Genomic DNA, 26,407 nt, shown 5'->3' on the forward strand with positions numbered 1-26,407 from the left:
GATTAGATCAAAAAAACAGGGGTATATCCAGTACCCGGGAATTCGGCGGCCCGCAACGGCTGCCGCGGAGAGGATGTCCGCGAGCGTGAAGAAGAAAGTGAACCATGACGCCATGGCGGCGGCCGGCTATACGGCCCCCTGGCACGCGCCGGCCGGCAGCGCGGTCGAGCTGCATCTGTCCACGGCGGCGGCCGTGCGGGACGTGCGCGTCATGCGCCTCGACGTACCTGAGCCCATGGCAACGGATTGGCCCGTCGAGCGCCTTGGCGCCGCCCCCGGCCACGAGAGCATCGACCTCGGTTCCTTCCTGCGCGTCGGCGCGGCGCAGCTGGCAGGCGCCGGCCCTGTCGAAGGCGTCTCCTTCGAGGTCTTCCTGACCCGCAATCACGGCGAGCGCGCCATCGTCGAAACCGACAGCTTCGCGCTGACGCTGGCCGATGACGGCCTGCGGTTCCGCCTGGGTGACAGGCTGCTGCTGTCGGGCGAAGCGCTGCCCGCGCGCGACTGGCTGCGCATCGATATCGCGTCGACCGGCTCCGGCGTCGCGCTCGACATCACCGGCAGCGACCTGCTGGCCCCCTTCAAGCTGCATCGCGAATTCGATGCCGCCTGGAAAGCCCCGGGACAGGACCTGCTGTTCGGCGCCAGCCTTGCGCATGACCGTCCGACGCTCAACGCCAAATTCGCCTCAATCGCGCTGCGCCTGTCGTCCGGCAGCGTCTCCTGGACGTTCCCGACGCGCCTGACCGCCACGCCGCTGCTATCGTCCGGCGCAGCAGTGCTGGAACTCGAAGCGGTCAACCTGCCCACCTTCTGCACGACCTCGTCGCGCTGGAACGGATCGAGCTTCGATCCCCGGCTCGAGCCTTCCCACTACGACGCGATCCATTGCCATGACGACGACCTCGGCCCGCTGGACTGGCCGGCATGCTTTCGCGCCGAGCTGCCGCGCGACGCCGCCTCCGGCGTCTACGCCTTCGAGATCGAGCACGAGCGCGGCAGCGAACAGATCGTCTTCTTCGTCGTGGCCGCGGCGCCGCGCAACCGGCTCCTGTTCCTGGTGCCGACCGCCACCTACCTCGCCTATGCCGACGAATTCCTGCCCGAGCATCTCTACGAGTGGAAATGCCCGGACCGCGGCCAGCAGTTCGCGATCGATAACAATCTGCGCTCGCTCTACGACTACCACAGCGACGCCAGCGGCGTTTCGATCTGCTCCTACAGGAAGCCGAAGGCGACGCTTCGCCCGGACTACAACTATCCGCTGTGCGGCGGCCCGCACAACCTGCCGGTCGACCTGCACTTCCTGCGGTTCTGCCACGCCAGCGGCATCGCCTTCGACCTCACGACCGACCATGCGCTGCATGAGCGCGGGCTTGCCGGCCTCGAGGGCTACGCGGCGGTGATGACCGGCAGCCATCCCGAATACATGTCGGTCGAGATCGAGGACGCGCTGCGGCGTTTCGCGGCCGCAGGGGGCAGCATTGCCTATCTCGGCGGAAACGGCTTCGCCGGCAAGGTCGCCTTCAAGGACGACCTCATGGAATTGCGCCGTTCGCCGCTGGAAGCCGGCCGCACCTGGGACGGCCCGATCGCCGAACAGTCGCTCGCCATCACCAACGAGCCGGGCGGGCATCTGCGCGCCAGCGGACGCGGCGAATTCAGCCTGACCGGCGTCGCGATCTCGCTGATGGGTTTCGACCAGGGCAGGCCCTTCACCCGCACGCCGGCAAGCCGCGAGCCGGCCGCCGCCTGGCTGTTCGAGGGCGTCGGCCAGGACACGTTCGGGGATAGCGGCATCGTGCTCGGCGCTGCCGCCGGCTATGAGGTCGACGCCACCGACGCGCATCTCGGCACCCATCCCGACACGATGGTGATCGCGCGCGCCGACGGCTTTCCCGACAGCTTCGTGCACGACGCCACCCGCTGGTACGAAGGCGGCGAGCCCGAGCTCGAGGGACGGCGCTGCGCAGAGATGACGCTGCGCCACCTGGCCTCGGGCGGCATGATCTTTTCAGCCAGCTCCGTCGCCTGGCTGGGCGCGCTGCCGGCCTCGGGGATGAACGACGTCGGCCGGATAACGCTCAACCTGCTGAACCGGCTGGGCGCCCATGACGGGCGCAATAGATGACAACAACCACAATGGGAGCATTGGACAGAACGATGAAGACTTTCCGCAAATACGCATTCGGCGCCGTCGCGGTCGCCGCACTTGCCGTCGGCGCGCTGACGGCGCCGCGCCCGGCCTTCGCCGAGGATCCGGCCGTGGAGCCCGGCGTGTTCAAGCTGGCGATCCAGCCCTGGCTCGGCTACGGCATGTGGTACATCGCCAAGGAAAAGGGCTTCTTCAAAGCCAACGGCCTCGAAGACGTGGAGCTCGTCAACTTCGTCGAGGACAAGGACATGGGCGCGGCGATCGCTTCCGGCCAGGTCAACGGCGACAACGAATCCATCCAGCAGCTGCTGGTGAAGGTGCAGGCCGGCGTTCCGCTGAAGGGCGTGCTTCTGATGGACGCCTCGACCAAGGCGGATGCAATCCTCGTCAAGGGCGACGACATCAAGACGCCGGCCGACCTCAAGGGCAAGCAGGTGGCTTTCGAGAAGGGCGCCACCAGCGATCTCCTGCTGAACTACATCCTCGAGAAGAACGGCATGACGATCGCCGACATCAGCGAACTGCCGATGCCCGCCGCCAACGCCGGCACCGCCATCATCTCGGGAACCGTCGGCGCCGCCGTCACCTATGAGCCCTACATCTCGACGGCACTGAACGCCGACAAGAGCATCAAGGTGCTTGCCGAGGCAGGCGAGGCCCCCGGCCTGATCAGCGACATGCTGACCCTTCCGGAGGATGTGCTCAAGAACAAGCCCGGCCAGGTGCGCGCGCTGCTGAAGAGCTGGGACCAGGCGCTCGATTTCTACCGCACCCACACCGAAGAAGGCCGCGCCATCATCGCCAAGGGCGTCGGAGCCGAGCCCTCGGAACTCGCCAGCGCCTTCGATGGCGTGTCCTACTACTCGGTCGCGGAAAGCCAGGAAGCGCTGAACGGCGTCTTCAAGACGCAGACCTATCCGAGCATCGTGAAGGCAGCCCTCGCCGCCAAGATGATCGAGAAGGAGATCCCTTACGAAAACGCGGTCGACGCGAACGTTTCGGTAGCGAAATGACCCGTGGTTGGCTGGGCACCCGATAGTCGGGTGCCTGGCCAGCCGCCTCCCCGCAGGATAAACGCATCAACCCAGCGTCGCCCGGCACTTCTCCTCAAAGGGCAGGGCAATCGCATATGAGGTTTCCCCCTCTCCGTCTCGGGCTTCGCCCGATCCACCTCTCCCCCGCTTCACGGGGGCGAGGAACCCAAGCTGGATAGGCGCCGGCGTTGCAACTGCGGTTCCTCGCCCCTGCCGAAGGCGGGGGAGAGGTGGATCGCCCACGGCGGCTTTTGCCGCCGGCGCAGGGCGAGACGGAGAGGGGCAATGCGCCATATGCAATTGCCCTGCCTCAAGGGGCGAGGAACCCAAGCTGGATAGGCGCCTGCGCGGCAACTGCGGTTCCTCGCCCCTGCCGAAGGCGGGGGAGAGGTGGATCGGGCGGAGCCCGAGACGGAGAGGGGGTAATGCGCCAAATGCAATTGCCCTGCCTCGAAGGGGGAGAGGATCGGCCAGCGCCGACCACCGCCTCGCCCGGCGGGGAGAACGCGGTCGGGCCGGCCATACGAGCAACACGAATCGAGAAAATCCATGGACGCCATTGCAATCCACGATCTGAGCAAGCTTTCGCCGGCACGGCGCGCGGCATTGCTGGAGCGCACCGAAGCAGACCTCTCGACCTATATGCGCGATGTCGAGCCGATCATCCGCGCCGTGCGCGAAGACGGCGATGCCGCGCTCATCGACTGCGCGCGGCGCTTCGACGGCGTGGCGCTCACCACGCTGAAGGTTTCGGCGGAAGCGATCAGCGCTGCCGAGAAAGAGCTGGATCCCCGGCTGGTCGACGCGATCAAACTTTCGGTCGAGCAGGTCCGGCGCTTCCACGAGGCGCAGATGCCCGAGGAGCTGTGGCTTTCCGAGCAGACGCGGGGGGCCATGATCGGCGATCGCTGGACGCCGATCGACTCGGTCGCCTGCTACGTGCCGCGCGGCAAGGGTTTCTTTCCCTCCAGCGCCATCATGACCGCCGTGCCGGCCAAGGTGGCCGGCGCCGGCCGCGTCGTCATCGTGACGCCGCCCGGACCGGACGGTACGGCCGATGCGGCAACCCGCTTCATCGCCTCGCTCATCGGCATCGAGGAGATCTACCTGTGCGGCGGCGCGCAGGCCGTGGCGGCGGCAGCCTTCGGGACACAGACCGTGCCGCGCTGCGCCAAGATCGTCGGACCCGGCAGCCCCTGGCTGAGCGCTGCCCGCCAGATGCTGTCGAGCCGCATCGACCCCGGCAGCCCGGCCGGCCCGAGCGAATTGATCGTCTATGCCGACAACACCGTGCCGGCGGAACTCGCCGCGCTGGATCTGCTGGTCGAATCCGAGCACGGACCGGATTCGTCCGCCTTCCTGGTGACGGCCGACCCCGACGTCGCCCGCGCGGTGGCCGCCGCGATACCCGGCCTCTGGGAGAAGATGGGCGAATACCGGGCCGGTTTCTCACGCGCCGTTCTCGGCGGCGACAAGGGCGGCATCGTGCTCGCCCCATCGATCGAAGCCGCCTTCGATTTCGTCAACGACTATGCCGCCGAGCATCTGGCCGTGCTCTCGACCGGCGCATTCGACCTCTTGCCGCTGATCCGCAATGCCGGCGAAATCCTGCTTGGCCCGCACTCGGCGATCCCGATCGCGAATTTCGTGCTGGGCCCGAGCCATGTGTTGCCGACAGGCGGCCGTGCTGCTACCGCATCCCCGCTTTCGGTGTTCGATTTCCTGAAACGCTCCTCGATAGCCTATATCTCGCGCGCCGCTTACGAACGCCTGGCGCCGGCCGCCCGGGCCTTCGCGCATTACGAAGGCTTCCGGGCGCACGAGAACGCCGTATCGGAAATCCGGGACGACATACTGTCCTCGGCTGCAATTCGGTGACAAAGACATGAGCGATCCAACCGTGAATAGCCCGCCTTCAAGGCCTGTCCGCCGCCGCCGCAAATCCCTGTTCTCCATGGGCGCGGAGTTTCCGACGGCAACCTATGTCGCCATCGCCGTCTGCGCCTTCCTGCTGCTGCTTGCAGCCTGGACGATCGTGGCGGCGATCGGCCTGGTGCAGCCGATCTTCCTGCCCTCCCCGTATGCCGTGGTCGCCAAGCTGATCAAGCTCGCGCGGGACGGTACCCTGGGCAACGACGTCGCCATCAGCATCTACCGCATCAGCATCGGCTTCCTCATCGCCTCGGTGATGGCGCTCGGCACTGCGATCCTCATCGGCGCCTACCGCTTTTGGGAGGCGGCGATCGAGCCGGTCCTCGATTTCGTCCGCTACATGCCGGTGGTGGCTTTCGTCCCGCTTTCGATCCTGTGGAGCGGCACCAGCGACGTGCAGAAGTTCCTGATCATCTGGATCGGCACCTATTTCCAGCAGACCCTGATGTTCAAGGACAACATCAAGCGCGTGCCCGCCGACTTCGTCGGCTTCGGCCGGACGCTCGGCATGAGCGACCTGCGCGTGCTGATGCGCATCGTGGTGCCTTCCGCCCTGCCGCAGATCTGGGACACGCTGCGCATCTCGCTCGGCTGGGCCTGGACCTGGGTGACGCTGGCCGAACTCGTCGCCGCCAATTCGGGCCTGGGCTATCGCATCACCGTTGCCCAGCGATACCTGCAGACCGACATGGCCATCGGCTATATCCTCGTGCTGGGTGTGCTGGGCCTCGCCACGGACCAGATCATGCGCTTCCTCGGCCGGCAATTCTTCAAATACGAGAAGAGGACCTGAGATGGCGCCGCATCCCAAACTCAGCATCTCCGGCCTGAACAAGTCGTTCCGCGACGGCGCGGTCAAGGTGCTTTCCGACATCAATCTGGAGGTCGCCGACAACGAGTTCGTCTCGCTGGTGGGCGCCTCGGGCTGTGGCAAGAGCACGCTGCTCGCCACCATCGCCGGGCTGCAGGAGAGCGACAGCGGCGACGTGCTCGTCGACGGTGCGCCCATTTCCGGCCCCGGCATCGACCGCGGCGTGGTGTTCCAGTCCTACACGCTGCTGCCCTGGCTGACGGCGCAGCAGAACGTGGAGTTCGCGCTGCGCGAGGCCCGCTACGATCCGAAGGAAATCACCGACATCGCCCGCCGGCATCTGGAACTGGTGAAGCTCTCGCGCTTCGCCGACAGCTTTCCCGGCCAGCTTTCGGGCGGCATGAAGCAGCGCGTGGCGATCGCGCGCGCGCTTTCCTACCGGCCCAAGATTCTTTTGATGGATGAGCCGTTCGGTGCGCTCGACGCACTGACGCGTGGCCAGATGCAGGAACTGCTGATGCAGATCTGGCAGGAGCACAGACTGACCGTGATCTTCGTCACGCACGATGTGAGCGAAGCGGTCTATCTCTCCGACCGCATCTTCGTCATGGGCCTCAACCCGGGGCGCATCAAGGAAACCATCCCGGTCACCTTCGCGCGACCGCGCGCCAACGGCGAAGGGCACGACCCCGAGTTGCTGGAACTGCAAGCGCGTGTGCTGAGATCCATCCGCGAGGAGATCGCCGGCGACGAGGTTCATTGAGGGCGCGCTCGGCATAGCGGCCGACATGCTGTTTGGCCGGCAGATCCTCCCTGTTCGCCGTGTGCGCGCCGATGCGATTGCACAGCGTCTTTGGCGCACACCGGTGTGAACAGACGCCTGAATTCGGCACTTGACTTCATCGTCAAAAATGACGATGAACAAAGCATGAGTTACGCAGGCGGCAAAGGAAGGCTTTGGCAGGACATCGTCTCCTTAATGCCCCCACATGAAGTCTACATCGAGACACACCTTGGCGGTGGCTCAATAATGAGGAACAAGCGCGAATCCGCATTAAGCATAGGAATAGATATAGATCATAGAGTTATATCAAAAGCATGTGGATGGAATATTAAAAATCTCGAACTTTATAATATAGATGCTTTTGAATTTCTTTCAAAGTATAATTTTACCGGGAAGGAATTGGTTTATTCTGACCCGCCGTACTTAGCATCGACAAAAAAGAACCGTAAATATTATAGATTCGAGTACTCTGATGAAGACCATCAAAGGCTTCTAAGCCTACTTCTAAAACTTAAGTGTCGAGTAATGATATCTGGCTATTCCTCGCCCCTCTACGAGAGAGCGCTGGATGGCTGGGATGTCAAAGAATTGGTGAATGTGACCCACGGCGGGCTACGTCGCGAGAACATCTGGGCAAACTTCCCCTTCTCGGCCGACCTTCACGACTATACATCAATCGGCGGCAGCTTCCGCGAACGCGAGCGCATTCGTCGCAAAACTGCACGATGGGTAAACAAGCTTGCGCAGTTACCCGCGGTCGAGCGCCGCGCGGTGTTAGCTGCCCTTATCCAATCCTCAGATATCGAGCCGGACTTTGCCAATCGATTGGTTCGTGGACGATCGCTGGGAGCGCTCGCATGACAGAGTTCTGGCAGACTTCACTCATCGAGACGGTTCAAAATTCGCAACGGCTTACGCGCAGCGCTACCCAATTCGCTGACCTAGGTCGCTGGCTAGCAAGATATACTGAGGCCGCCCCAACGTCTTCAAACCAAGGCACAGCAGAGGTACCTTTTCAGCGATGGTTTCATTTCAAAGAAGCCTTCTCGCCCAAATTCGTTGCCGATACTCTCAGCGCGCTCCCTTACAAGGCTGAAAGATGCCTGGATCCTTTCGGAGGCAGCGGCACCACTGCCGTTACCTGCCGCATGCTTGGCATCTCTTCCGCCATCGTTGAAGTCAATCCGTTTCTTGCTGACCTTATTGAGGCTAAGCTTGCGCCGATATCAGCGGCAAATTTCCGTGCATCCTACGAACAGCTTCTTTCGGAAATTGTGATTGAGCCCGGCGACAAAGCCCTGGTCGAAGGTATGCCGGCTACCATGACAGAGCCAGGAGTCAACGGGCGCTTTGTCTTTTCCGCCGATGTCTACACAACTGTGCGAGCGATCCTGCGCGCATCCTCTCGCCTTGAGGCGGGGCAGGCTCGATTGCTCCGCGTGCTGCTTGGATCAGTGCTCGTCATCAACAGCAATGTGACTATAAATGGGAAGGGCCGGCGTTATCGGCGGGGTTGGGAAAGCCGACAGCGAACTGCAAGCGACTTGATTTCAAGTCTCGATGATGCCGTCGATATGGCGACGGACGATCTGACGCTATACTCGAATCTGCCTAGTGGAGAGCACGTTGTCCATCGTGGAGATGCCCGAACTGCCCTCGCCGGCGTTGATCAAGCCGACGTAGCAATCTTCTCGCCACCCTACCCAAATTCGTTTGACTACACCGATGTATATAATCTCGAACTCTGGATGCTCGGCTATCTTAAGTCAGGCCCAGACAATCGGACACTTCGCCATCAGACACTCCGCTCTCATGTGCAAATGAAATGGCAAAATACACAGCAATTGGCGTCCTCGGTTTCTCTTGAGGGAACATTGGAGGCCCTACGCCGTGCGAGAACCGATCTCTGGAATCCTCATATTCCTGAGATGATCGGCTTTTATTTCGATGATCTCGTTACGGTCTTCGGACACCTACGACGGATTCTTGCCCCTGGACATCATGCTATCATTGCAGTTGGTGATAGCCAGTATGCCGGTATTCATGTGGATGTCGCGTCCATTCTTGAAGAATGTGTTGCAAACTTGGGATTTCGTGTAGTCGAGCAAGGCGCTATTCGTTCAATGCGAAATAGTTCTCAGCATGGTGGCGGACTCGAGCTGTCGGAACACTGTCTTGTCTTTGAGCGTGCATAGACTCTAGATGGCTGATTGGGGGGCACAATGGACCGGAAGATCTCCTTGCCGACGATCGAACGCGTCGCACTTGAGAATTTCGATCTTTATTCGCACGAGCCAAACGCCACGACCATTATTAAGCGGCCCGTTTTTTGTCTAATTGGCGCAAACGGTTTAGGAAAATCTACTTTCCTCAATACTGTCAATTTCGCGATCACGGGTGTTATTCCCGATCCCAATCGTAAATTTCAATCCGCAGAGGACTACTTCCGTAATGCTGGGCGGGCGGAGCGATCTGACGACTATTTCAGTGGCCGAATTACCGAGCATGCACGCTCGATCTCAAGCGTGACCGTGGGCTTGGTATGGCCAACGACCAAACTCAGCGTGACCCGAGATTTGTTTGGCACCGCCGGTGTAACTCGACTGACCATTTGTGATCTGACGACTGGCGAAATTGACGAGCGCCGGTCGACGGACGAAAGTGGCGGTGACCTTTCTAGTGCTTATCAGAACGAAATCCTTAAACTATCTGGCCTTGAGGAATTCGCCCAGTTCGTCTTTCTAGTTCATTTCGTCGCCACGTTTGACGAGGGCCGTCACCTTCTAATGTGGGATGATGCCGCACTAACTAATGCGCTTTATCTCGCATTTGGGGCAGATCCGATAGCCGCCAGAGCCGCCGACAAATTGCAACGTGACATGGACCGTGAAAGCTCGCGCGGCCGTAACGTACGCTTCTCTGCTAGGCACGTCGCCGACCGGATCAAACAACTCGCCGATCTTCTCAACGACGCAGAAACAGATGATCATGCGACACGAGCGGACCTACAAGCTCGGCATGACGCGTTGATCGCTCACCAATCTCAGACCGAGCAGAGGATGCGACGCAAGCAGGCGGAGCTACGCGACGCAGACTTGAAATGGACCGATCTCAGCGCCTCGCTGACGGAAACGCAGCTAGAGTATCGTCGCTTGTTTTCGAGCCGACTACAGCAATCTTCCTCGGTTGAACACCATCCAATCGTGCGAGCCACTTTGTCCGAGGATCGATGCGCTCTGTGCGGCATGGTTCACGCAGCGCCGAAAGTCCAATCTCACCTGGATAAAGGCCATTGTCCTTTGTGCGAGAGCGTACTCGACCGCTCCAGCACAGATGACACTGCTATCCCGGCATTGCAGCGCCTAGATCGCGAGATTGCACATATTCGCAACGAGCTCGCAACAATCCTCGAAAGTCGCTCGCGTATCAGCGACGAGTTCATCGCCGCACAGGCAAGCGAGGAAGCGGCAGCTATAGGGCTTAAGCAATTTGAAGAGAAGGAAGCATCAGCGCTTGCAAGAGTCCAAACCGGCTCGAACTTCTCAGCAATCCAGAAGGAAATCGACAAATTAGAAATGGAGCGTCAACAGTTCCTTTCGCAAAGCGAGGCACATTATAAAAAGCGCGACGAGCTTCGCGAACAGCTTCGATCTTATGAGAAGGCGCTAAAGGTTCAATATGAAGCCGGCTCCGAACGTTTCGTCCCTCGGTTTCGTGAACTTGCAGAAGATTTTATCGGACTGCCCATCGACGTCGAACTAGAGCATCGCCAAGGTGCCAACGACTCGGGCTTCGGACTTCGTCTCCGTATGGGCGATCAGCTACGTCTTCAACCCGACACGGTGTCTGAAAGTCAACGCTTCTTTATCGACATCGCCCTTCGCATGGCGCTTTCAGAGTTTATGGCAGAAGATTCCGCAACTCTCCTCATCGACACCCCAGAGGGCTCCCTAGATATCGCCTATGAGGCGCGCGCGGGGTCTATGTTCTCCAAGTTCGTTCTTGAGGGTAATCGCCTGCTAATGACCGCAAACCTGCGTAGTTCGCATCTAGTTCTACGTCTAGCTCAGCTCCAGAAGCATTCGGGCATGCAGATTGTTCGTATGACCGACTGGACAGATCTCAGCGAGGTGCAGCGGAGCGAAGAAGCGCTATTCACCGAAGCGTACAACTCGATCGACGCGGCGCTCAATTGAACTCGGCAACAGACATAATTCCCGAAGCATATTTCGACGCTGTAGCGGTTCTATGTGACGCACCAGCTTCAACGATGCCGATGACCGTTATCGAGGCCCACCTCTATGCATACCTGGGCTGTATTCTTGGACTCTTCAGGGGACAAGCTGTTGGTGATTGGGGATACCCTTTTGCTGTAACGTCGGAAGGCTTCCCATACAGCGCTCAATTTGATCATGCTCGCTCGACTGCCATCGCCCAGGGGCTTGCTGTCGAAGACGACAAAGGAATGCTCACCGTACATCGCAGTGATATTTCGGAGGAGATAGAAAATCTGCTCACTTTTGGCCCTTGGTCAGAGCGACGTCTTTGGCTCAGGGCAGCAACGGAATGCGCGCTTGCGCTTCCAGTCGGCTCAATTCGGCATGCCATTAGTCAAACACCAGGTATGGCAGCATCGATCCGATTGCGGCAGCGCCGTCAACTGCTCCTACCCGGTGATATCGAGTTGCTCTATAGTGAGTATAAAATTGTAAGTTCCGTGCTTGGCGCGGACGCTCGGGATCTTTTGTCGCCAGCGGTTATCTGGCTGTCAGCGCGTATCCTCCGAACGGAGGAACAACCCGTTGATTAATCTCGAAAACATTCAAACACTCGTGAGGATGGCATATCTACCCCACGCCCGGGAGGCCTTCGGTGACCAGGGAGCGCGAGCAATTACTACCTTGCTGGACTCAGTGAGGTTAATCTTCCAGCGCTTTCCCCCCGAAAGTTTGCGCGGGACACTGACAGTAATCATCGGAATGAATACGACGCCCGGCGCCCCAATAACTTGCACCTGGGGGACACCGATTGTACTTCAACAATATGAGCAACTTGGAGCCGCACTCGCCAGTGCGAGCTTCGGAGCGCATAGTGTGGTAGAGTTAGTTCCGGATGCGACCTTCCGTTTTCTCGAATTAACGGCGGATATCGATCTCAAGGCAGCTGCGAGCGACGCATTAGTTTACCGACATGATCATGGCGTAGACCGAATTCTAGCAAAGAGCCATGATGATTATGTTCAGAAGGTCTCGCCTCTTCTAAGCAGCAACTTTGCTAGTGCGACCCTGAATAATCTCGAAGAGGCTTTCTCTCGGTATGCAGAGTTCGTTCGTGAAACGAAATGCCGAATATTGGCGAATGCCTGGGAAGGTGGTGTAGACGGTCCCCGACTGGTTCTTGTTAATCGACCTGAAGCGATTATGCGAGACTCGCTGGTTCAAGCACTGCAGTTGGTTTTGCGAGATGCTAACGCTCGTCCCGAGCACAACACTGACGAGACAAAGCCAGTTGATATCCGCGTTGAATGGTTCGCATCTGGAGCAGCTGCGCTTATCGAGGTAAAATGGCTGGGCCGGTCGACGGCCATTTCCCGAAAATCAACTTCCAAGATTACGTACACTGACTACGACGCCAATAGGGCTCAGAAGGGCGCTAATCAGCTTGCTGATTATCTTGACCGCGAAGTCCGACACACCGGAAGCACCTCTACACGAGGCTATCTAGTCGTCTTCGATGCTCGAAGGAATGGTCTTCAGGGCGCTAACGATCCCCTTAGCTCGTCAGACGCAATGCATTATGCAAACGACGTTCTGCAATTTGATCCAAATCATGCGAAACTAAGAGATGATTTTGCAACGCCAATACGGTTTTTCCTGAATCCGCGGAAATCGAACTTTGCCAGTTCGTAAGAATAGCTCGCTTGAACGAAGCCGGCTAATTTTAAAGCGTAGTAGCTCCGGAACACGGGGCACGCGGCTTATCGTTTCTCTCATTTCCGCTGCGATCCGCTCTTCCTCAAGCTCGCCGGCCTTCAAGCGCAGAGGCTCGGAAGGCCTCTGCGCTTGTCTGGTGGTCAGGCCTTGATGAATTCGAGGACGTCGGCGTTGAAGCGGTGGGCCTCGGTTTGGGCGAGACCGTGCGAGCTGCCCTCATAGACCTTGTATGTGGAGCCCGCGACGAGCTTTGCTGCCTTGTCGCCTGAAGCAGCGATCGGCACGATCTGGTCGTCATCACCATGGATGATCAGCGTCGGCCGGTCGATCTTCTTCAGATCTTCGGTGTAGTCGACCTCGGAGAATTCGTGGATGGAGTCGTATTGGCCCTTGATGCCGCCGGCCAGGCCCTGAAGCCGGAAGCTCTCGCGGAACCCCTCGTTCACCGCCACGCCGTCACGGTTGAAGCCGTAGAAGGGGATCGTCAGATCGTAGTAGAATTGCGAGCGATTGGACGCAACGCCCGCCCGGATGCCGTCGAAGGCCTCGATCGGCGTGCCTTCGGGATTGTCCGCGGTCTTCAGCATCAGCGGCGGCACGGCCCCCACCAGCACGACCTTTGCAACCCGATCCGAACCATGGCGGCCGATGTAGTGGGCCACCTCGCCGCCGCCGGTCGAATGGCCGATCAGCACCGCATTTCTCAGGTCAAGCGCCTTGATGACCTCGGCCAGATCGTCGGCATACTGGTCCATATTGTTGCCATCCCAAGGCTGGTCGGAGCGCCCGTGTCCACGGCGGTCATGAGCGATGACGCGAAACCCCTTCTGGCCGAAATACAGCATCTGGGCATCCCAGGCGTCCGAAGACAGCGGCCAGCCGTGGGCGAATACGATGGGCTGGCCGTCGCGCGCGCCCCAGTCCTTGTAGAAGATTTTCGTTCCGTCTTTCGTGGTTACAGTGGTCATGATGAGGTTTCCTTTCATTGATAGTTCTGCAGATGCAGTTCCGGTTAGCGGGTTGGTGAGAAACAGGGTCGCAAACGCAGCGCCGAGGGCCAGCGTGTCGCGGCGGGTGAGATCGAGACTGGACGGGGTCATGCTCATGCTTGCCCGTGCGATCGGGTCAGGGCATCGACCGCATTTGCGATCGGGATATCTCCTCCCGTAACTTCCAGTATCGAGCGACAAATTTCCGGGCGATCCATCAGTGCGATCAACGTGTCGGCGACATCGTCGCGTCGGATTTCCCGGTGGATCTTGGCAAGTCCCAGATCAACCGTTCCGACGCCGTGCTCATTGGTCAGGGCAGACGGCCGCAAGATGACCCAGTCGAGATCGGTGAGAACGATCCGGGTTTCAGCGTTCTTCTTCTCGACCATATAATGCTCGAAATCGTCGTCCATCCGGCGTTCGCGCCAAGCTTCCGGAAAGACGGAGACGAGGTAGAAGCGGTTCACGTCGGCGATCTTCATCGCCTGCGCGACCTTCCCCGGTCCCTCGCCATCGACGGCCGTCGTGGCCTCAGGACCATCCCGGCCACCGGCGCCTGCCGTAAAGACGACCGCGTCATGTCCCCGGATGATATCTGCGAGGGCCTCGACCGTGTCCCTGGCGACATCGCCAACCATCGCATCGATGCCCTGAGCGGAGAACGTCTCCGCCTGCTCGCTGCGGCGGACCAGGGCTGTTGCCCGATGACCTGCGGCGACCAGTCGGGAGGCAACCCTGTGACCGACGCCACCACTTGCGCCTATGATAAGAACTTTCATGACTTGCTCCTCTGATAACCCTTTCGGGAGGGCTGCGCCTGACGACAGAAGATCGGGCGCCTGAAGGACTGGCGTCGATTGGCTGTCGCGGACCAGGGGCGATGCCTGCTGCGTCACCCCCGGACACTTTCCGGTCGGGACCGCTCAGGAAGCCCGGTTCCGCGTCTGGCTCAAGGCGATCACAAGAGCTTCCGCCGCTTCGGCTGAGGAATGGGGGCTCTGACCGGTGATGAGCTGACCATCGACCACGGTGTGCACACCCCAGTTCGCGACCTTGGAAAAAACTGCGCCGAGGCTGATGAGCTCGTCCTCGACCAGGAACGGCACGACGTCGGTAAGACCGACAGCCGCTTCCTCGCCATTGGTGAACCCGGTGACGTAGCGACCCTGGACGAACGGCGTGCCATCGGGATTGGTCACCCGATGCAGAGCGCCCGGTGCATGACAAACCAGAGCAAGCGGCTTGCCGGCTGCGACAAAGGATTCGATCAGGCTGATCGAGTTCGGATCTTCGGCCAGGTCCCACAGCGGTCCGTGTCCACCGGGGTAGAAGACCGCGTCGAAATCTTTCTGGTCGACGCTATCCAGGCGCAGGGTTTCAGCAAGCTGAGCGTTGGCAGCTTCGTCGGCTTTGAAGCGCCGCGTCAGGTCGGTTTGGAAATCAGGCTCGTCGCTCTTTGGATCGAGCGGAGGCTGGCCGCCCTTTGGCGAAGCGAGCGTGATTTCGACCCCAGCATCCTTGAGGACGTAGTAGGGGGCTGCAAGCTCTTCCAGCCAGAAACCGGTCTTCTTGCCGGTGTCACCGAGCTTGTCGTGAGAAGTCAATACCATGAGAACTTTCATCGTCGTATCCTTTGGTGCATTTTGCAGCCAAGCGGGATCACTTGGCGTTACAAAAACGCATTGAAAACAAAAACTTATAGCGCTTCCGCGTTTCCGTGAAAAAACGGAAACGCTCTAATGACGTCGCGGTTCTTTGACCGCGGCCGGGTTGGGCCGATTTCGATCAGCCGCATCGGCCTTTCGATGAAGAGAACATGGCACTGGCCGAGATATTTAAGAAATTTACTTGTTTGATTTTAGATATTCACGCAAAGCATATCTCGATGAAATACGATCTCAACCTGCTGCCGGTCTTCGTGGCTCTCATGGAGGAAAGAAGCGTCACACGCGCCGCCAGCCGGCTCGGAATAACGCAGCCGGCACTCTCCAACTCGCTCAATCGCCTTCGCGAGATGCTCCGCGATCCATTGTTCATCCGCGAAAGGTACGGCATCAAACCGACGCAGCTTGCCGAGGAGATCGCTCCAACGGTTCAAACCGCACTGGCACAGTTGGACGAGGTTGTCGTCCACCAGCAGGATTTTGAACCGGCGCGCGCCGAGCGCGAGTTTCTGATCGCGCCGAACAGCTACGCAGAACTGATCCTGATGCCAGCACTGGTCGCGAGGCTGCGGGAAAAAGCGCCTGGCATCAAACTTCGAATGATGCCATTCGGCAACGATCTCGCCGAGACCGGCGTCATTTCAGGGACAACCGCAATGGTGCTGGGGAGGGTCGTCGACCCCCCGGACAATCTCGTTGTTCAGCATCTGATGGACGAGAGCCTTGCCTGCATCGTGCGGCGAGACCATCCAGACGTCGGCGAAAATCTTTCCCGGGACCAGTTCGAGAGATTGAAGCACGTGAATGTGCTTCCGCCTGGCCGAATCCGCGCCGGTCTATTCCAGGCGTTGAGAAAGCAAAACCTCAATCGAGAGGTTGCCGTCTCCGTAACGCACTTTCTGGCGGTTCCCGAGATGATTGCCGTCACCGACTACTGCGCGACATTGCCAACACTGATCTGCCGAGCTCTTGAGCGCGATCCACGCCTGAAGGTGCTGCCCTCTCCGGTCGATCTCGGAACCTTTCCGGTCGAACTGGCCTGGCATGTGCGATATCGTCATGATCCCGCGCACAGGTGGCTCCGAGCGGCCATTATCGATACAGCGCGAACGCTTTCGGAATCATCCGACGTTCAAACGCCATAGCAGCGACCACGACCGGTTGATCACGGTTCATCAAAGCTGTGAAGCGCACCCGGGAAATCCGTCTGCCTAGAAGGTCGGGGGATCGAACCCAATGCATAGGTCCGGACGGGCGATCGAAGCCGCTGAGATGCTTTTTCGAGCAGCAGATCGAAATTCGTCGTGACAATGGTGAATCATATCCTGTTAACGCAGGCCGCCGCGGCCCTAGGCCAACCCAACCCGCCGCGTTATCTTCACTGTGAATGGTGATTTGCTCGTCATGAGCGGGGCCTTAGCGCCACCTGCCGGAGCAGTGTCGGTTCTCACCGCCGACAAAGGGGAAGCTATGCCCCGACCGATCAAAGCCGGCTAAATTTCAAAACGTGGCGGTTGCTTGCGACGTTCCGGAACACGGAGCGCGCGGCTTCCTTTCATTCCCATTGCGGCCGGTTTCGACCGGCTCATCTCCCTTCCTGCTTTCGGAGCACCGACACCATGACGCCACCGATCAGATACTCACAGAAAGTGGCCGATATGATCTGCGACCGGATCGCGGAGGGGCGGAGCATGCGCTCGATCTGCCGCGACGAGGACATGCCCGGCAACTCTACAGTGTTCCGCTGGCTGGCGGCGAATGAGGATTTCGCCAAACGTTATGCTTATGCGCGCGACGCCCAGGTGGATGCGCTGGTGGACGAGATGCTCGACATTGCCGATGACGGTTCCAACGACTGGATGGAGCGGCACGGCCGCGACGGCGAGGTAACCGGCTGGAAGGAGAATGGCGAGGCCCTGAAACGCTCGGCGCTACGGCTCACCACCCGGCAGTGGATCGCCGAGAAGCTGAAGCCGAAGAAATACGGCAACAAGGTCGCGCTGACCGATGCCGATGGCGGGCTGCTTACCGTGAACGTGATCCAGCGTGCCGCGCATCAATCTTCCGAATGAGTGGACGCCGCGCGCGTATCAGGAGCCTGCCTGGCGATCCTGGCTCAACGGCTGCAACCGGCAACTGCTGGTGTGGCACCGCCGGGCCGGCAAGGACGACATCAACCTGCGCATGCATTCGGTCGGCGCGTTCAACCGCGTCGGCACCTACTGGCACATGCTGCCGGAATATTCGCAGGCGCGCAAAGCGATCTGGGACGCCGTCAACCCCAACACCGGCAAAAGGCGCATCGACGAGGCTTTCCCCAAGGCGCTGCGAGAGAACACACGCGAATCCGACATGTTCATCCGCTTCAAGAACGGATCGACATGGCAGGTGGTGGGCTCCGACAATTTCAACGCGCTGATCGGCACGCCGCCGGTCGGCCTCACCGCTTCGGAATGGGCGCTGGCCAACCCGATGGCATGGGCGTATCTGGCGCCGATCCTTGCCGAAAACGGCGGCTGGGCCTCGTTCATCTCGACGCCGCGCGGCAACAACCACCTGAAGTCGATGCTGGACCGCTTCCGCAACGATGCGGCATGGTTCACGCAGGTGCTGACCGCGCGCGACACCGGCGCGATCAGCGACGCCGCGATCGAGGCGCAGCGGGCGGAATATGAGGCGCTGTTCGGCAAGACCGTCGCCGACCTTCTGGTGGAGCAGGAATTCTTCTGCTCGTTTGCCGGCGCCACTGTCGGCGCCTATTGGGGCGCGGAGATCGCCGCCGCCGACGTGCAGGGGCGCATCGGCGTGGTGCCGGTGGACTGGAGCCAGCCGGTGCACACGGCCTGGGATCTCGGCAAGGCGGCGAACAACCCGATCTGGTGTTTCCAGGTGATCGACGGACGGCCGCGCATCGTCGATTTCCATAGGCCCGAAACGGACGATCTGGAAGACTGGTGCCGGTGGCTGGACGCGCGCGGCTATCACGGCAACGACTACGTGCCGCATGACGCGGTGGTGAAGAACTGGGGCGACAAGCGCACCCGCGTCGAGACGCTCAAAAGCCATGGGCGCAAGCCGAAGATCGTGACGATGGCCAGCGTCGCCGACGGCATCAATGCCGGGCGCGAGACGATCAAGCTGGCCGAGTTCCATCTCGGCCCCGACGAGCGCGGGCAGCGCATGCAGCACGGCCTGGACGGGCTGAAGATGTACCGGCGTGCCTGGGACGATGATCGGAAGAGTTTTGTCGAGAGCCCGGTGAAGGACTGGGCCGAACATATCGGATCGAGCTTCCGCTATCTCGGCCTCGCCTGGCGCGACGTGGCGCCAGCCTATGTGGCGAAGCGGCAGGTGGACGGGCCGACGTATCAGGTGACCGCTACGGGCGTGGTGCGCGCCGACATCGGGGTGAAGGCCGCGGTGGAGGCGATGGTGCGGCGGAAGAAGAGGATGGATGGGTGATGCGGGGGGTTTGGGTTCAGGGAGGTCGTGACGTCACGCTTCGCGGCGAGCGCGTGTGCCATTCCCCTCTCCGCCTCACCCCCTGCGGCTCCGCCGCCGGGGTTCGGCACCTCTCCCCGCCTTCGGCAGGGCGAGGAATTGTTTTCCAGTGCGGCGCTTTGCCAGCTTGGGTTCCTCGCCCCTGCCGAAGGCGGGGGAGAGGTGGCGCCGCGAAGCGGCGACGGAGAGGGGGTTTTGGCGCGACCCCATGCGATGGTTACTGCCGACGCAGGAGCATTCTGACATGACGAAGAAGACCGATGCCGGCAAGGGTGCGGCGCTGCGGGAGACCGGCCGGAAATGGCTGGAGCGCATCAAGGCGGCCGAGGCCGACGAGAAGACGTTTCTTGACGACGCGGCGGTGGCGAGCGCCGTCTATCGCGGCAAGGCGGCGCCGAAGAGCGATGGCTCTTCGGACACCGCGCCGTTCGATTTCAACATCCTGTTCTCGAATGTCGAAACCATCGTGCCGGCGGTGATCAACTCGGCGCCGGCGCCGGATATCCGCCGTCGCTTCGGTGCCGACGATCCGGTGGCGCGCGACTTCGCGCAGTTGCTGGAGCGGGCGATCTCCGTGCAGATCGACGACAGCCGGCTGCAGAGCGAGCTGGAGGCGATGGCGCAGGACGGCTTCCTGGCCGGGCGCGGCGTCGTGCGGCTGCGCTTCATGAGCGACTTCATCGGCGGCGAGACAAGCGATGACGCGCTGAGGGCGATTGCGGAGGCCGACGGCAGCGATGGGGGTGCGGAGGCTGGGGTGGACGACGCCGACCGCAGCGACCATGACACTAGAAACAGTGCCGGCGGCACCGGAGCCGCACGGGCCAGCGGATATGGCGCAGGAGACAGCGCTGGCGGGGCCGGCAATGAGAGCGGTGCCATAAACGCCACCGGGAGCGGTGCTGCAAACGCCACCGATGGGGGCGGCGAGCGCCTTGCCAATGAACGCATCGTGTTCGAGGCGGTGAGCTGGCGCGACTATCGCCACGGCAAGGCCAAGCGCTGGGACCAGCGGCCTTGGGAAGCGTTCCGGCATACGATCGCCTGCGACGACTACGACCAGTTCGTCGACGGCGCACTGGTGGCGTTGCAGGCCGACGACACGCGAGTGTCGCTGCAGGCCGACGACACGCAAGACAAGGACGATGCCGACCACGAGGTGTGGGAGGTGTGGGACCGGAAATCGCGCATGGTGCTGTTCCTCAGTGCCGGCGACGGCAAGGTGCTGAAACAGGTGGCCGATCCGCTGGGCTGGTCCGGCTTCTTCCCGACGGCGACGCCGGTGCAGCCGATCGAGGTCAACGGCAATCTGGAGCCAGTCAATCCGTTCTCGATCTACCGCAAGCTGGCCGACGAGCTGGACACCACCACCAAGCGCATCCGCATCATCACAAGGCAGCTCAAGGTGAAGGGCTGGTACGGGGTGAGCCCGACCGACGTGCAGGCGGTGCTGGAGGCCGACGACAACGAGTTCGTGCCGATCGCCGATGCGGAGGTGTGGGCCAAGAATGGCGGGCTGCAGGGTGCCGTGCTGTTCTGGCCGGTGGAAAGGCTGATCGTGGTGCTGTCGCAGCTCTACGGCTCCCGCGACCAGACCAAGCAGGCGATCTACGAGATCACCGGCATTTCCGACATCGTGCGCGGCGCTTCCAATGCCGCCGAGACCTATGGCGCGCAGCAGATCAAGAGCCAGTGGGGTTCGCTGCGCATCCACAAGATGCAGCGCATGATCGAGCGCGCCTCGCGCGACCTGTTCGTGATGATGGCGGAGGTGATCCCGGCGAAGTTTTCGCCGCAGACGCTGCAGACCATGACCGATGTGCAGTTGCTGCCGACCGCGCAGGATCTGACGCCGGTGGCACCGAAACCGCTGCCGGAAGGACTGCCGCCGCAGGCGATGGCGCAGGCGCAGCAGGCGGCGGCGCAGGAGGCGAGCCAGGCCGAGGCGGCGCGGCAGAAGAAGCTGCAGCACCTGGCCGCGCTGAACGGGCTGATCCATGAGCGCGTCACCGCCGGCTACCGCATCGATGTCGAGACCGACAGCACGGTGCGCGCCGATGTCTCAAGGAAGAAGCAGGAAGCAACCGAGTTCATGACCGCCTCCAGCGCCTTCTTCGGCGCGGTCGGCCCGCTGGTGCAGCAAGGCGTGATGCCGGCCAATGCGGCGATCACCATCTACGGATCGTTCGCCCGGCTGTTCAACCTCGGCAAGGCGATCGAGGACGTTCTGGACGAGATGATCGCCAAGGTGCAGCAGGGCGGGCCGCCGCAGGGGGATGGCCAGGGAGATGCCGCGGTGGCCGCCGAGAAACGCAAGCAGGAGGCGGCGCAGCTTGACCAGCAGATCAAGGTGCAGAACGCGGAGCTGGAGCGGCAGATCAAGCGCGAGAACGCCACGCTGGATTTGCAGATCAAGAACGCCGAGCTGCAGATCAAGAACGGGCAGCTTGCAGCGGTGCAAAGGCAGTTGCAGATGCAGCAGTTGGGGGTGGCGGGGTAGGCTGAGGCGCTGAAGAACCCCCACCCCTAACCCCTCCCCTCAAGGGGGAGGGGGACTCTGTTGGCGCTAACCGGCCGTGACTTCTGCCAAGCGCAACGCCAACCAATTCCCCTCCCCCTTGAGGGGAGGGGTTAGGGGTGGGGGTGTGCCGCACGCGACGCATCAATCCAGGCAAATCCAAGAGGTTCAACCGTGACACGTTATGTCTTCCGGGACGGTCGCTTTCGCGACCGTGACACCGGTGCGCCCATGGACATACCGACGGGGCCGCCGGCGATGCCCGGCATTGCCAGGCCGATGCCGGAATATGCCAGCCCGATCGATGGCCGCATGATCAGCACCCGGCATGAGCGCCGCGAGGACATGAAGCGCAACAACTGCGTGGAGGCCGGCGACATGCCTTCGCCCACCGGTGGCAAAATCAGGAACAAGGCCTTCGCCGCCAAGCGGGGCCTCAAAGTCAGCGAGGACTACAGATGAGCGCAGTGAATGGCGAAGCCATGGGTATGGCGGGTTCTGGTGTTGCGGATGCGGCTTCGGATTTCGGCGCTGCGTCGGCCGAGAGCGTCAATGACGACGCGGCGCTGGGCGCCGTCTGGGACCAGATCGAGAGCAGCAAGGCAGACGCCGGTGCCGACCTCACCAGCGCCAGTCGGCGCGACGGTTCTTCGCCGGCCAGGAATCCCCCACTGGCCAAAAATTCCCCACTGGAAGGTGAGGGAACGGGAGGGGCGGCCGAGGTTTCCTCGCCCTCGGTCGTGCCCCTCCCGGCCAACTGGCGCGGCATGGAAGGCGAGTGGGGCAAGATCCCGGCGGAGGTGCAGGCGAGGATCGCCCAGCGCGACGCCGAACTGCACACGCGCATGTCGGAACAGGGCCGGCAGATCGGCGCCATGCGCCAATACAACGAGATCTTCGAACGCAATGCCGACCTGCTGGCCGGGCGGACGATGCCGGATGGTTCCGCGCCGTCGATGACGCAAGCGGTCGACTTCCTGTTCAGCGCCCAGCGCCGGCTCGACGAGAACCCCATCGCCGGCCTGATCGACATCGCCGACCGCTACGGCGTGCGCCAGCACCTGGCCGCGGCGCTGAGCGGCCAGATCGACATCCCCGCCGACCCGCAACCGCCCGCCATGACGCCGGCGGACATTGCCTGGGTGATCAGGGAAATCCAGCAGGAAGACGCCATGGCGCGATCCGCCAACGAGGAAGTGAGCCGCCTGGCCAAGGACAAGCCGCTCTATTCCGCGCTCGCCGAAGACGACATGGTGCATGCGATCCACAAGGCACGTGCCAGGCTTGGCGACACCGCTTCCCACGAAGCCGTGTTCGACCTTGCCTATGACATGGCCGTGAACGCCGACCCCGATCTCAGGGTGAAGGCAGCCGCCGCCGCAAGGGCCGCCGCCGCCGACCCGAGGAGAATGGCCGACGCACGCCGTGCGACATCCGTCAACGTGACCTCGACCTCCACCGGCCAGTCGCGCCAGTTCAGCGAAGACGAACTGCTCGGCCAGGCCTATGACGAAGCTCAGAATTCAAGGTGATCAAGATGGCAGGACCATCCACTGTGTTCACGCAGATGGTTTCGACCACGCTGCGTAACGCCGCAACCGAGGTTGCGGACAATGTGAGCAAGAACAATGCCTTGCTCGCCCGCCTCAAGAAAAAAGGCAATATCCGCAATCTCGACGGCGGCACCGAAATCCAGGTTCCGCTCGAATATGGCGAAAACGGCACCTACCAGCGCTATGGCGGATACGAGACGTTGAACACCAGCGCCTCGGACGTGGTGACGTCGGCGAAATACGACTGGGCGCAGATCGCGCTGCATGTCGTGTCGAGCGGGCGGGAACTGCGCCAGAATTCCGGCAAGTCGGCGATGATCAACCTGGTGAAGACCAAGAAGAAGAACGCCCTGCACACGGCGGCGAACAACTTCTCGATCGACCTCTATTCGGACGGTTCGCTGCCGAACCAGATCGCCGGTCTCGCCAACATCATCCAGTCGAACGGCCAGGGCACGGTCGGCGGCATCGACAGTTCGCTGTGGCCGTTCTGGCGCAACAAGTTCCGCGAGATCCCCGGCACGGACGCCTACACCAAGGACACCATCCTGGGTGAGATGAACCGGCTGTGGATGGCGCTGACGCGCGGCACCGACACGCCGGACCTGATCACGTTCAGCCATGACCTGTTCTCCGTCTACGAAGCCTCGCAGCAGCAGTTCCAGCGTTACCAGGATGCCGACCTCGCCCAGACCGGCTTCCTGTCCTACAAGTACAAGACCGCCGACGTGATCTTCGACGACAACACCAACTTCGCCACCAATGCGGAGCGGGCCAACTTCCTCAACACCGACTACCTCTACATCTTCCAGCACAAGGAAGCGCAGTGGTCGCAGGACGAGGAGAAGAAACCGGTCAACCAGGACGCCGTGGTCATCCCCTATTACTGGATGGGCAACGTCGCCTGCTCGAACCGTTCGCTGCAGGGTGTCCTGCTCGATGTGAGTTAGTTCCCTCAAACGCCGGGCGCGGCCCATCCGGGCCGCTTGGCTTACGCGCCAACGGGCGCGGCGCGCGGTCGCGCGCTCCAACGGTCGAATGACCGTTGGTAAGACCCCTCAAGCGCCGAGGGCTCACCTGGGCAAACCAAGGAATTGGAGCGTTTCCGCGAAAAACGGAAACGCTCCAGCTTACGCGCCAGCAGGCGCGGCGCCCAAGAACACAGTCAATTGGCGCGCGCTCCAACGGTCATGCATGACCGTTGGTCTGGCAGCGTCCTCAAAACATGCGAGAAAACAAGGAGAACGAGATGGTTTATTCCGTTACCCCGATCGTCGGCCTGCGTCTCGGCGAGGTGATCAAGGCCGGCGAGGATGCCGCGGCTCTCGGCACCGTCGTGACCGGCAATGACGGCCACGACTACATCCTGGCCAAGGCCACGGATGCGATCGCCAATGCGGCGGCCGTGATCCTGACCGAACCGGCGATGACCGTCGCCATCGGCGCCGGCGCCTGGACCAACACCAACGCGGCGCTCGTCACGGGCGACCGCGCCTGGTTCAGGAAGACCGTGGTCTAGGGGGAGACTTTCGTCCTCACGCTGTCGCCGCTTCGCGGCTCGCTCCGGACGGGGCGCGCCGAAAGGCGCGGCGCACGGTCGTGCTTGCGGTCTTCGACCGTAGCCTCACACTGTCGCCGCTTCGCCTCCGCCGACCCATCGCCCCCAAGCTGGGCACGGCACCGGGGGCACGAAGGCCCCCTCTCCGTCTCGCCCTAGCGGCGGCAAAGCCGCCGTGGGCAAGCCACCTCTCCCCCATTTCATGGGGGCGAGGAACCCAAGCTGGAAAAGCGCCGCCGCTTGAGCTCCGGTTCCTCGCCCCTGCCGGAGGCGGGGGAGAGGTGGCTCGCCCGCAGGGCGAGACGGAGAGGGGGCTGACGCTCACAAGAAAGCAAGACGAGCCTTCAGGGTCACCTCCCCTTTGCATCCGCTCACCTTCCAAGGAGGCCATCATGGCTGAGAACGACAAGCCGGTCATTCGACTGATCGGTTTCAGGACCACATACGAAAAACTGCCGGTGCGCGGCACCGATCCGCTCAAGGACAAGGTCGATGCGCAGGGCTTCCTGCTGAACGAGGCCGGCAAGCGCCTGATCGAGCCGCAGGAGGTCGACTGGGCGATCTATGCGCCCGGCCACAGCCCGCTGGGCACGCACACGGTGGAGCGCGTCAAACACCTCGTTCCCGATCCCGACCGCCATGGCGACGACCTCGACGGCACCAAGCTCGCCTTCATGACCGCGCGCTGGGAGAAGATCCGGCCGGCCTACGAAGCCTGGAAGGCCGGCAAGGAGTTGCCTGCCTCCGGCACGCCGCTGACGGCCTGGCCGGCGCTCAACGAGGAGCAGGTCAGGATCTTGCGGCAGGTCGGCATCCAGTCGGTCGAGGAGATCCGCGATCTCGCCGAAACGCAGATCGGACGCGTGCCGCTGCCCAACATGCGCGAGCTGATCAAACAGGCCGGCGTGTTCCTGGGCAATCTGGACTCGTCCGCCATGGCCGAGCGCGAAGCCAAGAAGGACGAGGAGATCAGCGACCTGAAGGAGCGCCTGGCGGAGCTGGAGAAGCTGCTGGACGGCCGCGCCAAGCCGGTCGCGACGACCACCGAGCCGCCGGCGAGCGAGGAGCTGGCCAGCCTGCGCGCCGAGCTCGATACGCGCGGCATCGCCTATGACAAGCGCTGGGCGGCGCCGAAGCTGCGCGCGGCTCTCGCCGAGGCTGCCTGACCATGGCGATCGGCGATGTTCTGAGGCAGGTCTGCGTGGCGGTGGGCGAAGCTATTCCGCCCGCCTTCTTCTCCACCTCGGCAGGCACTTCCAGGACGTGGCAGCAGCTGCAGCTGCTGGCCAATGAGGCCGCCCGGCAGATCGCCGGGGGCTTCGACTGGCAGGTGCTGCGCAAGGTCGCCGAGATCAGCGGCAACGGCACGACCGAAGGCTTCGATTTGCCGGCGAATTTTTCGCGCATGCTGAAGAGAGCGAGCCTGTGGTCTTCGCGCTATCGCTGGGACATGACCCATATCGTCGACAGCGACGACTGGCTGTCGTTCGAGTTCACGACGGTCGCTCCGCTGTTCGGCGTGTGGACGATGCATGGCGGGCAGATGCACATCCAGCCGGTGATGGTATCGGGGGAAAAGGCCAAGTTCTTCTACATCTCCAGCCAGATCGTGCGGGCAAGCGACGGCACGCTGAAAGCCGCCTTCACGGCGGACGAAGACACGTTCCTTCTCGACGAGCGCCTGCTGCGGCTGGCGATCATCTATCTGTGGAAGCAGCTGCAGGCGCAGGACTTCGCGGCGGAACTCGCCGACTACGAAATCGCCTTCGACCAGGCGAGCGACAGCGACGGCGGCTCGAAACCGGTGCTGTCGGGCAATGTGGCGGCCGGGTGGCACGGCCGTACATGGCCGGGCACGGTGACGGGGTAGCGTGCGGGCTCAGGCTGCGTTCGGGCCGTCGCATAGCCAGTCATCCCACCCCTCATTTCAGGAATACCCCCACCCCTAACCCCTCCCCTCAAGGGAGAGGGG

At 61.9% G+C, this 26,407-nt stretch carries 23 protein-coding genes; 20 read left to right on the plus strand and 3 right to left on the minus strand.

The window, feature by feature from the left end; all coding sequences use genetic code 11:
- The first annotated feature begins 85 nt into the window (after positions 1 to 85).
- The 10 genes from ACFWXH_RS13995 (at position 86) to ACFWXH_RS14040 (ending at position 12,625) form a co-directional block, all read left to right on the plus strand.
- The gene (locus ACFWXH_RS13995) at positions 86 to 2,131 is read left to right on the plus strand and encodes a N,N-dimethylformamidase beta subunit family domain-containing protein (RefSeq protein ID WP_379121146.1); all 2,046 of its coding nucleotides are present in this window, start codon (positions 86 to 88) and stop codon (positions 2,129 to 2,131) included.
- A 32-nt stretch (positions 2,132 to 2,163) separates the two neighbouring features.
- Positions 2,164 to 3,168, plus strand: a complete 1,005-nt coding sequence (locus ACFWXH_RS14000) for an ABC transporter substrate-binding protein (protein ID WP_379121148.1) — start codon at positions 2,164 to 2,166, stop codon at positions 3,166 to 3,168.
- A 570-nt stretch (positions 3,169 to 3,738) separates the two neighbouring features.
- Positions 3,739 to 5,067, plus strand: coding sequence for a histidinol dehydrogenase (gene hisD, locus ACFWXH_RS14005; protein WP_379121150.1), 1,329 nt, complete (start codon positions 3,739 to 3,741; stop codon positions 5,065 to 5,067).
- A 7-nt stretch (positions 5,068 to 5,074) separates the two neighbouring features.
- Complete coding sequence (locus ACFWXH_RS14010; RefSeq protein WP_379121152.1) at positions 5,075 to 5,914, plus strand: ABC transporter permease; 840 nt, start codon at positions 5,075 to 5,077, stop codon at positions 5,912 to 5,914.
- A 1-nt stretch (position 5,915) separates the two neighbouring features.
- The gene (locus ACFWXH_RS14015) at positions 5,916 to 6,695 is read left to right on the plus strand and encodes an ABC transporter ATP-binding protein (protein ID WP_379121154.1); all 780 of its coding nucleotides are present in this window, start codon (positions 5,916 to 5,918) and stop codon (positions 6,693 to 6,695) included.
- A 105-nt stretch (positions 6,696 to 6,800) separates the two neighbouring features.
- On the plus strand, positions 6,801 to 7,577 hold the full coding sequence (locus ACFWXH_RS14020; protein WP_379121156.1) for a DNA adenine methylase: 777 nt from the start codon (positions 6,801 to 6,803) through the stop codon (positions 7,575 to 7,577).
- Complete coding sequence (locus tag ACFWXH_RS14025; RefSeq protein ID WP_379121158.1) at positions 7,574 to 8,911, plus strand: hypothetical protein; 1,338 nt, start codon at positions 7,574 to 7,576, stop codon at positions 8,909 to 8,911. The genes ACFWXH_RS14020 and ACFWXH_RS14025 overlap by 4 nt, the downstream gene beginning before the upstream one ends.
- Before the next feature lie 27 nt (positions 8,912 to 8,938).
- On the plus strand, positions 8,939 to 10,912 hold the full coding sequence (locus tag ACFWXH_RS14030) for an AAA family ATPase (protein ID WP_379121160.1): 1,974 nt from the start codon (positions 8,939 to 8,941) through the stop codon (positions 10,910 to 10,912).
- An 80-nt stretch (positions 10,913 to 10,992) separates the two neighbouring features.
- Complete coding sequence (locus ACFWXH_RS14035; RefSeq protein ID WP_379121162.1) at positions 10,993 to 11,526, plus strand: hypothetical protein; 534 nt, start codon at positions 10,993 to 10,995, stop codon at positions 11,524 to 11,526.
- Complete coding sequence (locus tag ACFWXH_RS14040; RefSeq protein WP_379121164.1) at positions 11,519 to 12,625, plus strand: hypothetical protein; 1,107 nt, start codon at positions 11,519 to 11,521, stop codon at positions 12,623 to 12,625. Before ACFWXH_RS14035 ends, ACFWXH_RS14040 begins: the two co-directional genes overlap by 8 nt.
- Before the next feature lie 164 nt (positions 12,626 to 12,789).
- On the opposite strand, the gene ACFWXH_RS14045 is transcribed toward ACFWXH_RS14040, so the two are convergent.
- From ACFWXH_RS14045 to ACFWXH_RS14055, 3 genes are all read right to left on the minus strand, one after another.
- A complete protein-coding gene (locus ACFWXH_RS14045; RefSeq protein ID WP_379121166.1) occupies positions 12,790 to 13,617 on the minus strand; it encodes an alpha/beta fold hydrolase in 828 nt (275 codons plus the stop codon).
- A 134-nt stretch (positions 13,618 to 13,751) separates the two neighbouring features.
- Positions 13,752 to 14,420: an NAD(P)H-binding protein gene (locus tag ACFWXH_RS14050; protein ID WP_379121168.1), complete on the minus strand. Its 669-nt coding sequence runs from the start codon at positions 14,418 to 14,420 to the stop codon at positions 13,752 to 13,754.
- 144 nt (positions 14,421 to 14,564) lie between these two features.
- Positions 14,565 to 15,263, minus strand: a complete 699-nt coding sequence (locus tag ACFWXH_RS14055; RefSeq protein ID WP_379121170.1) for a type 1 glutamine amidotransferase domain-containing protein — start codon at positions 15,261 to 15,263, stop codon at positions 14,565 to 14,567.
- Positions 15,264 to 15,526: 263 nt separating this feature from the next.
- Here ACFWXH_RS14055 and ACFWXH_RS14060 point away from each other — a divergent pair, with 263 nt between their 5' ends.
- The 10 genes from ACFWXH_RS14060 to ACFWXH_RS14105 all read left to right on the plus strand — a co-directional run bounded on the left by ACFWXH_RS14060 (position 15,527) and on the right by ACFWXH_RS14105 (position 26,305).
- Positions 15,527 to 16,450 (plus strand): LysR substrate-binding domain-containing protein, encoded by a 924-nt coding sequence (locus tag ACFWXH_RS14060; protein ID WP_379122207.1) that lies wholly within the window; start codon positions 15,527 to 15,529, stop codon positions 16,448 to 16,450.
- 474 nt (positions 16,451 to 16,924) lie between these two features.
- Positions 16,925 to 17,377: a terminase small subunit protein gene (locus ACFWXH_RS14065; protein WP_379121172.1), complete on the plus strand. Its 453-nt coding sequence runs from the start codon at positions 16,925 to 16,927 to the stop codon at positions 17,375 to 17,377.
- Positions 17,352 to 18,767, plus strand: a complete 1,416-nt coding sequence (locus ACFWXH_RS14070) for a hypothetical protein (RefSeq protein WP_379121174.1) — start codon at positions 17,352 to 17,354, stop codon at positions 18,765 to 18,767. The genes ACFWXH_RS14065 and ACFWXH_RS14070 overlap by 26 nt, the downstream gene beginning before the upstream one ends.
- Before the next feature lie 283 nt (positions 18,768 to 19,050).
- Positions 19,051 to 21,306 (plus strand): hypothetical protein, encoded by a 2,256-nt coding sequence (locus ACFWXH_RS14075; protein ID WP_379121177.1) that lies wholly within the window; start codon positions 19,051 to 19,053, stop codon positions 21,304 to 21,306.
- A gap of 192 nt (positions 21,307 to 21,498) precedes the next feature.
- The gene (locus ACFWXH_RS14080; protein WP_379121179.1) at positions 21,499 to 21,786 is read left to right on the plus strand and encodes a hypothetical protein; all 288 of its coding nucleotides are present in this window, start codon (positions 21,499 to 21,501) and stop codon (positions 21,784 to 21,786) included.
- Positions 21,783 to 22,856 carry a hypothetical protein gene (locus ACFWXH_RS14085; RefSeq protein ID WP_379121181.1) on the plus strand — a complete coding sequence of 358 codons (1,074 nt, stop codon included), beginning with the start codon at positions 21,783 to 21,785 and terminating at the stop codon, positions 22,854 to 22,856. Before ACFWXH_RS14080 ends, ACFWXH_RS14085 begins: the two co-directional genes overlap by 4 nt.
- A 5-nt stretch (positions 22,857 to 22,861) precedes the next feature.
- Entirely contained in the window at positions 22,862 to 23,827 is a 966-nt protein-coding gene (locus ACFWXH_RS14090; protein ID WP_379121183.1) for a phage major capsid protein, read from the plus strand.
- Between the two features lie 299 nt (positions 23,828 to 24,126).
- Positions 24,127 to 24,396, plus strand: a complete 270-nt coding sequence (locus ACFWXH_RS14095) for a hypothetical protein (protein ID WP_379121185.1) — start codon at positions 24,127 to 24,129, stop codon at positions 24,394 to 24,396.
- Between the two features lie 431 nt (positions 24,397 to 24,827).
- Positions 24,828 to 25,601: a hypothetical protein gene (locus ACFWXH_RS14100; RefSeq protein ID WP_379121187.1), complete on the plus strand. Its 774-nt coding sequence runs from the start codon at positions 24,828 to 24,830 to the stop codon at positions 25,599 to 25,601.
- Positions 25,602 to 25,603: 2 nt separating this feature from the next.
- Positions 25,604 to 26,305: a hypothetical protein gene (locus ACFWXH_RS14105; RefSeq protein ID WP_379121190.1), complete on the plus strand. Its 702-nt coding sequence runs from the start codon at positions 25,604 to 25,606 to the stop codon at positions 26,303 to 26,305.
- Positions 26,306 to 26,407 lie beyond the last annotated feature (102 nt).

It is taken from the genome of Mesorhizobium sp. NPDC059054 (assembly GCF_042739215.1).
Lineage (GTDB): Bacteria > Pseudomonadota > Alphaproteobacteria > Rhizobiales > Rhizobiaceae > Mesorhizobium.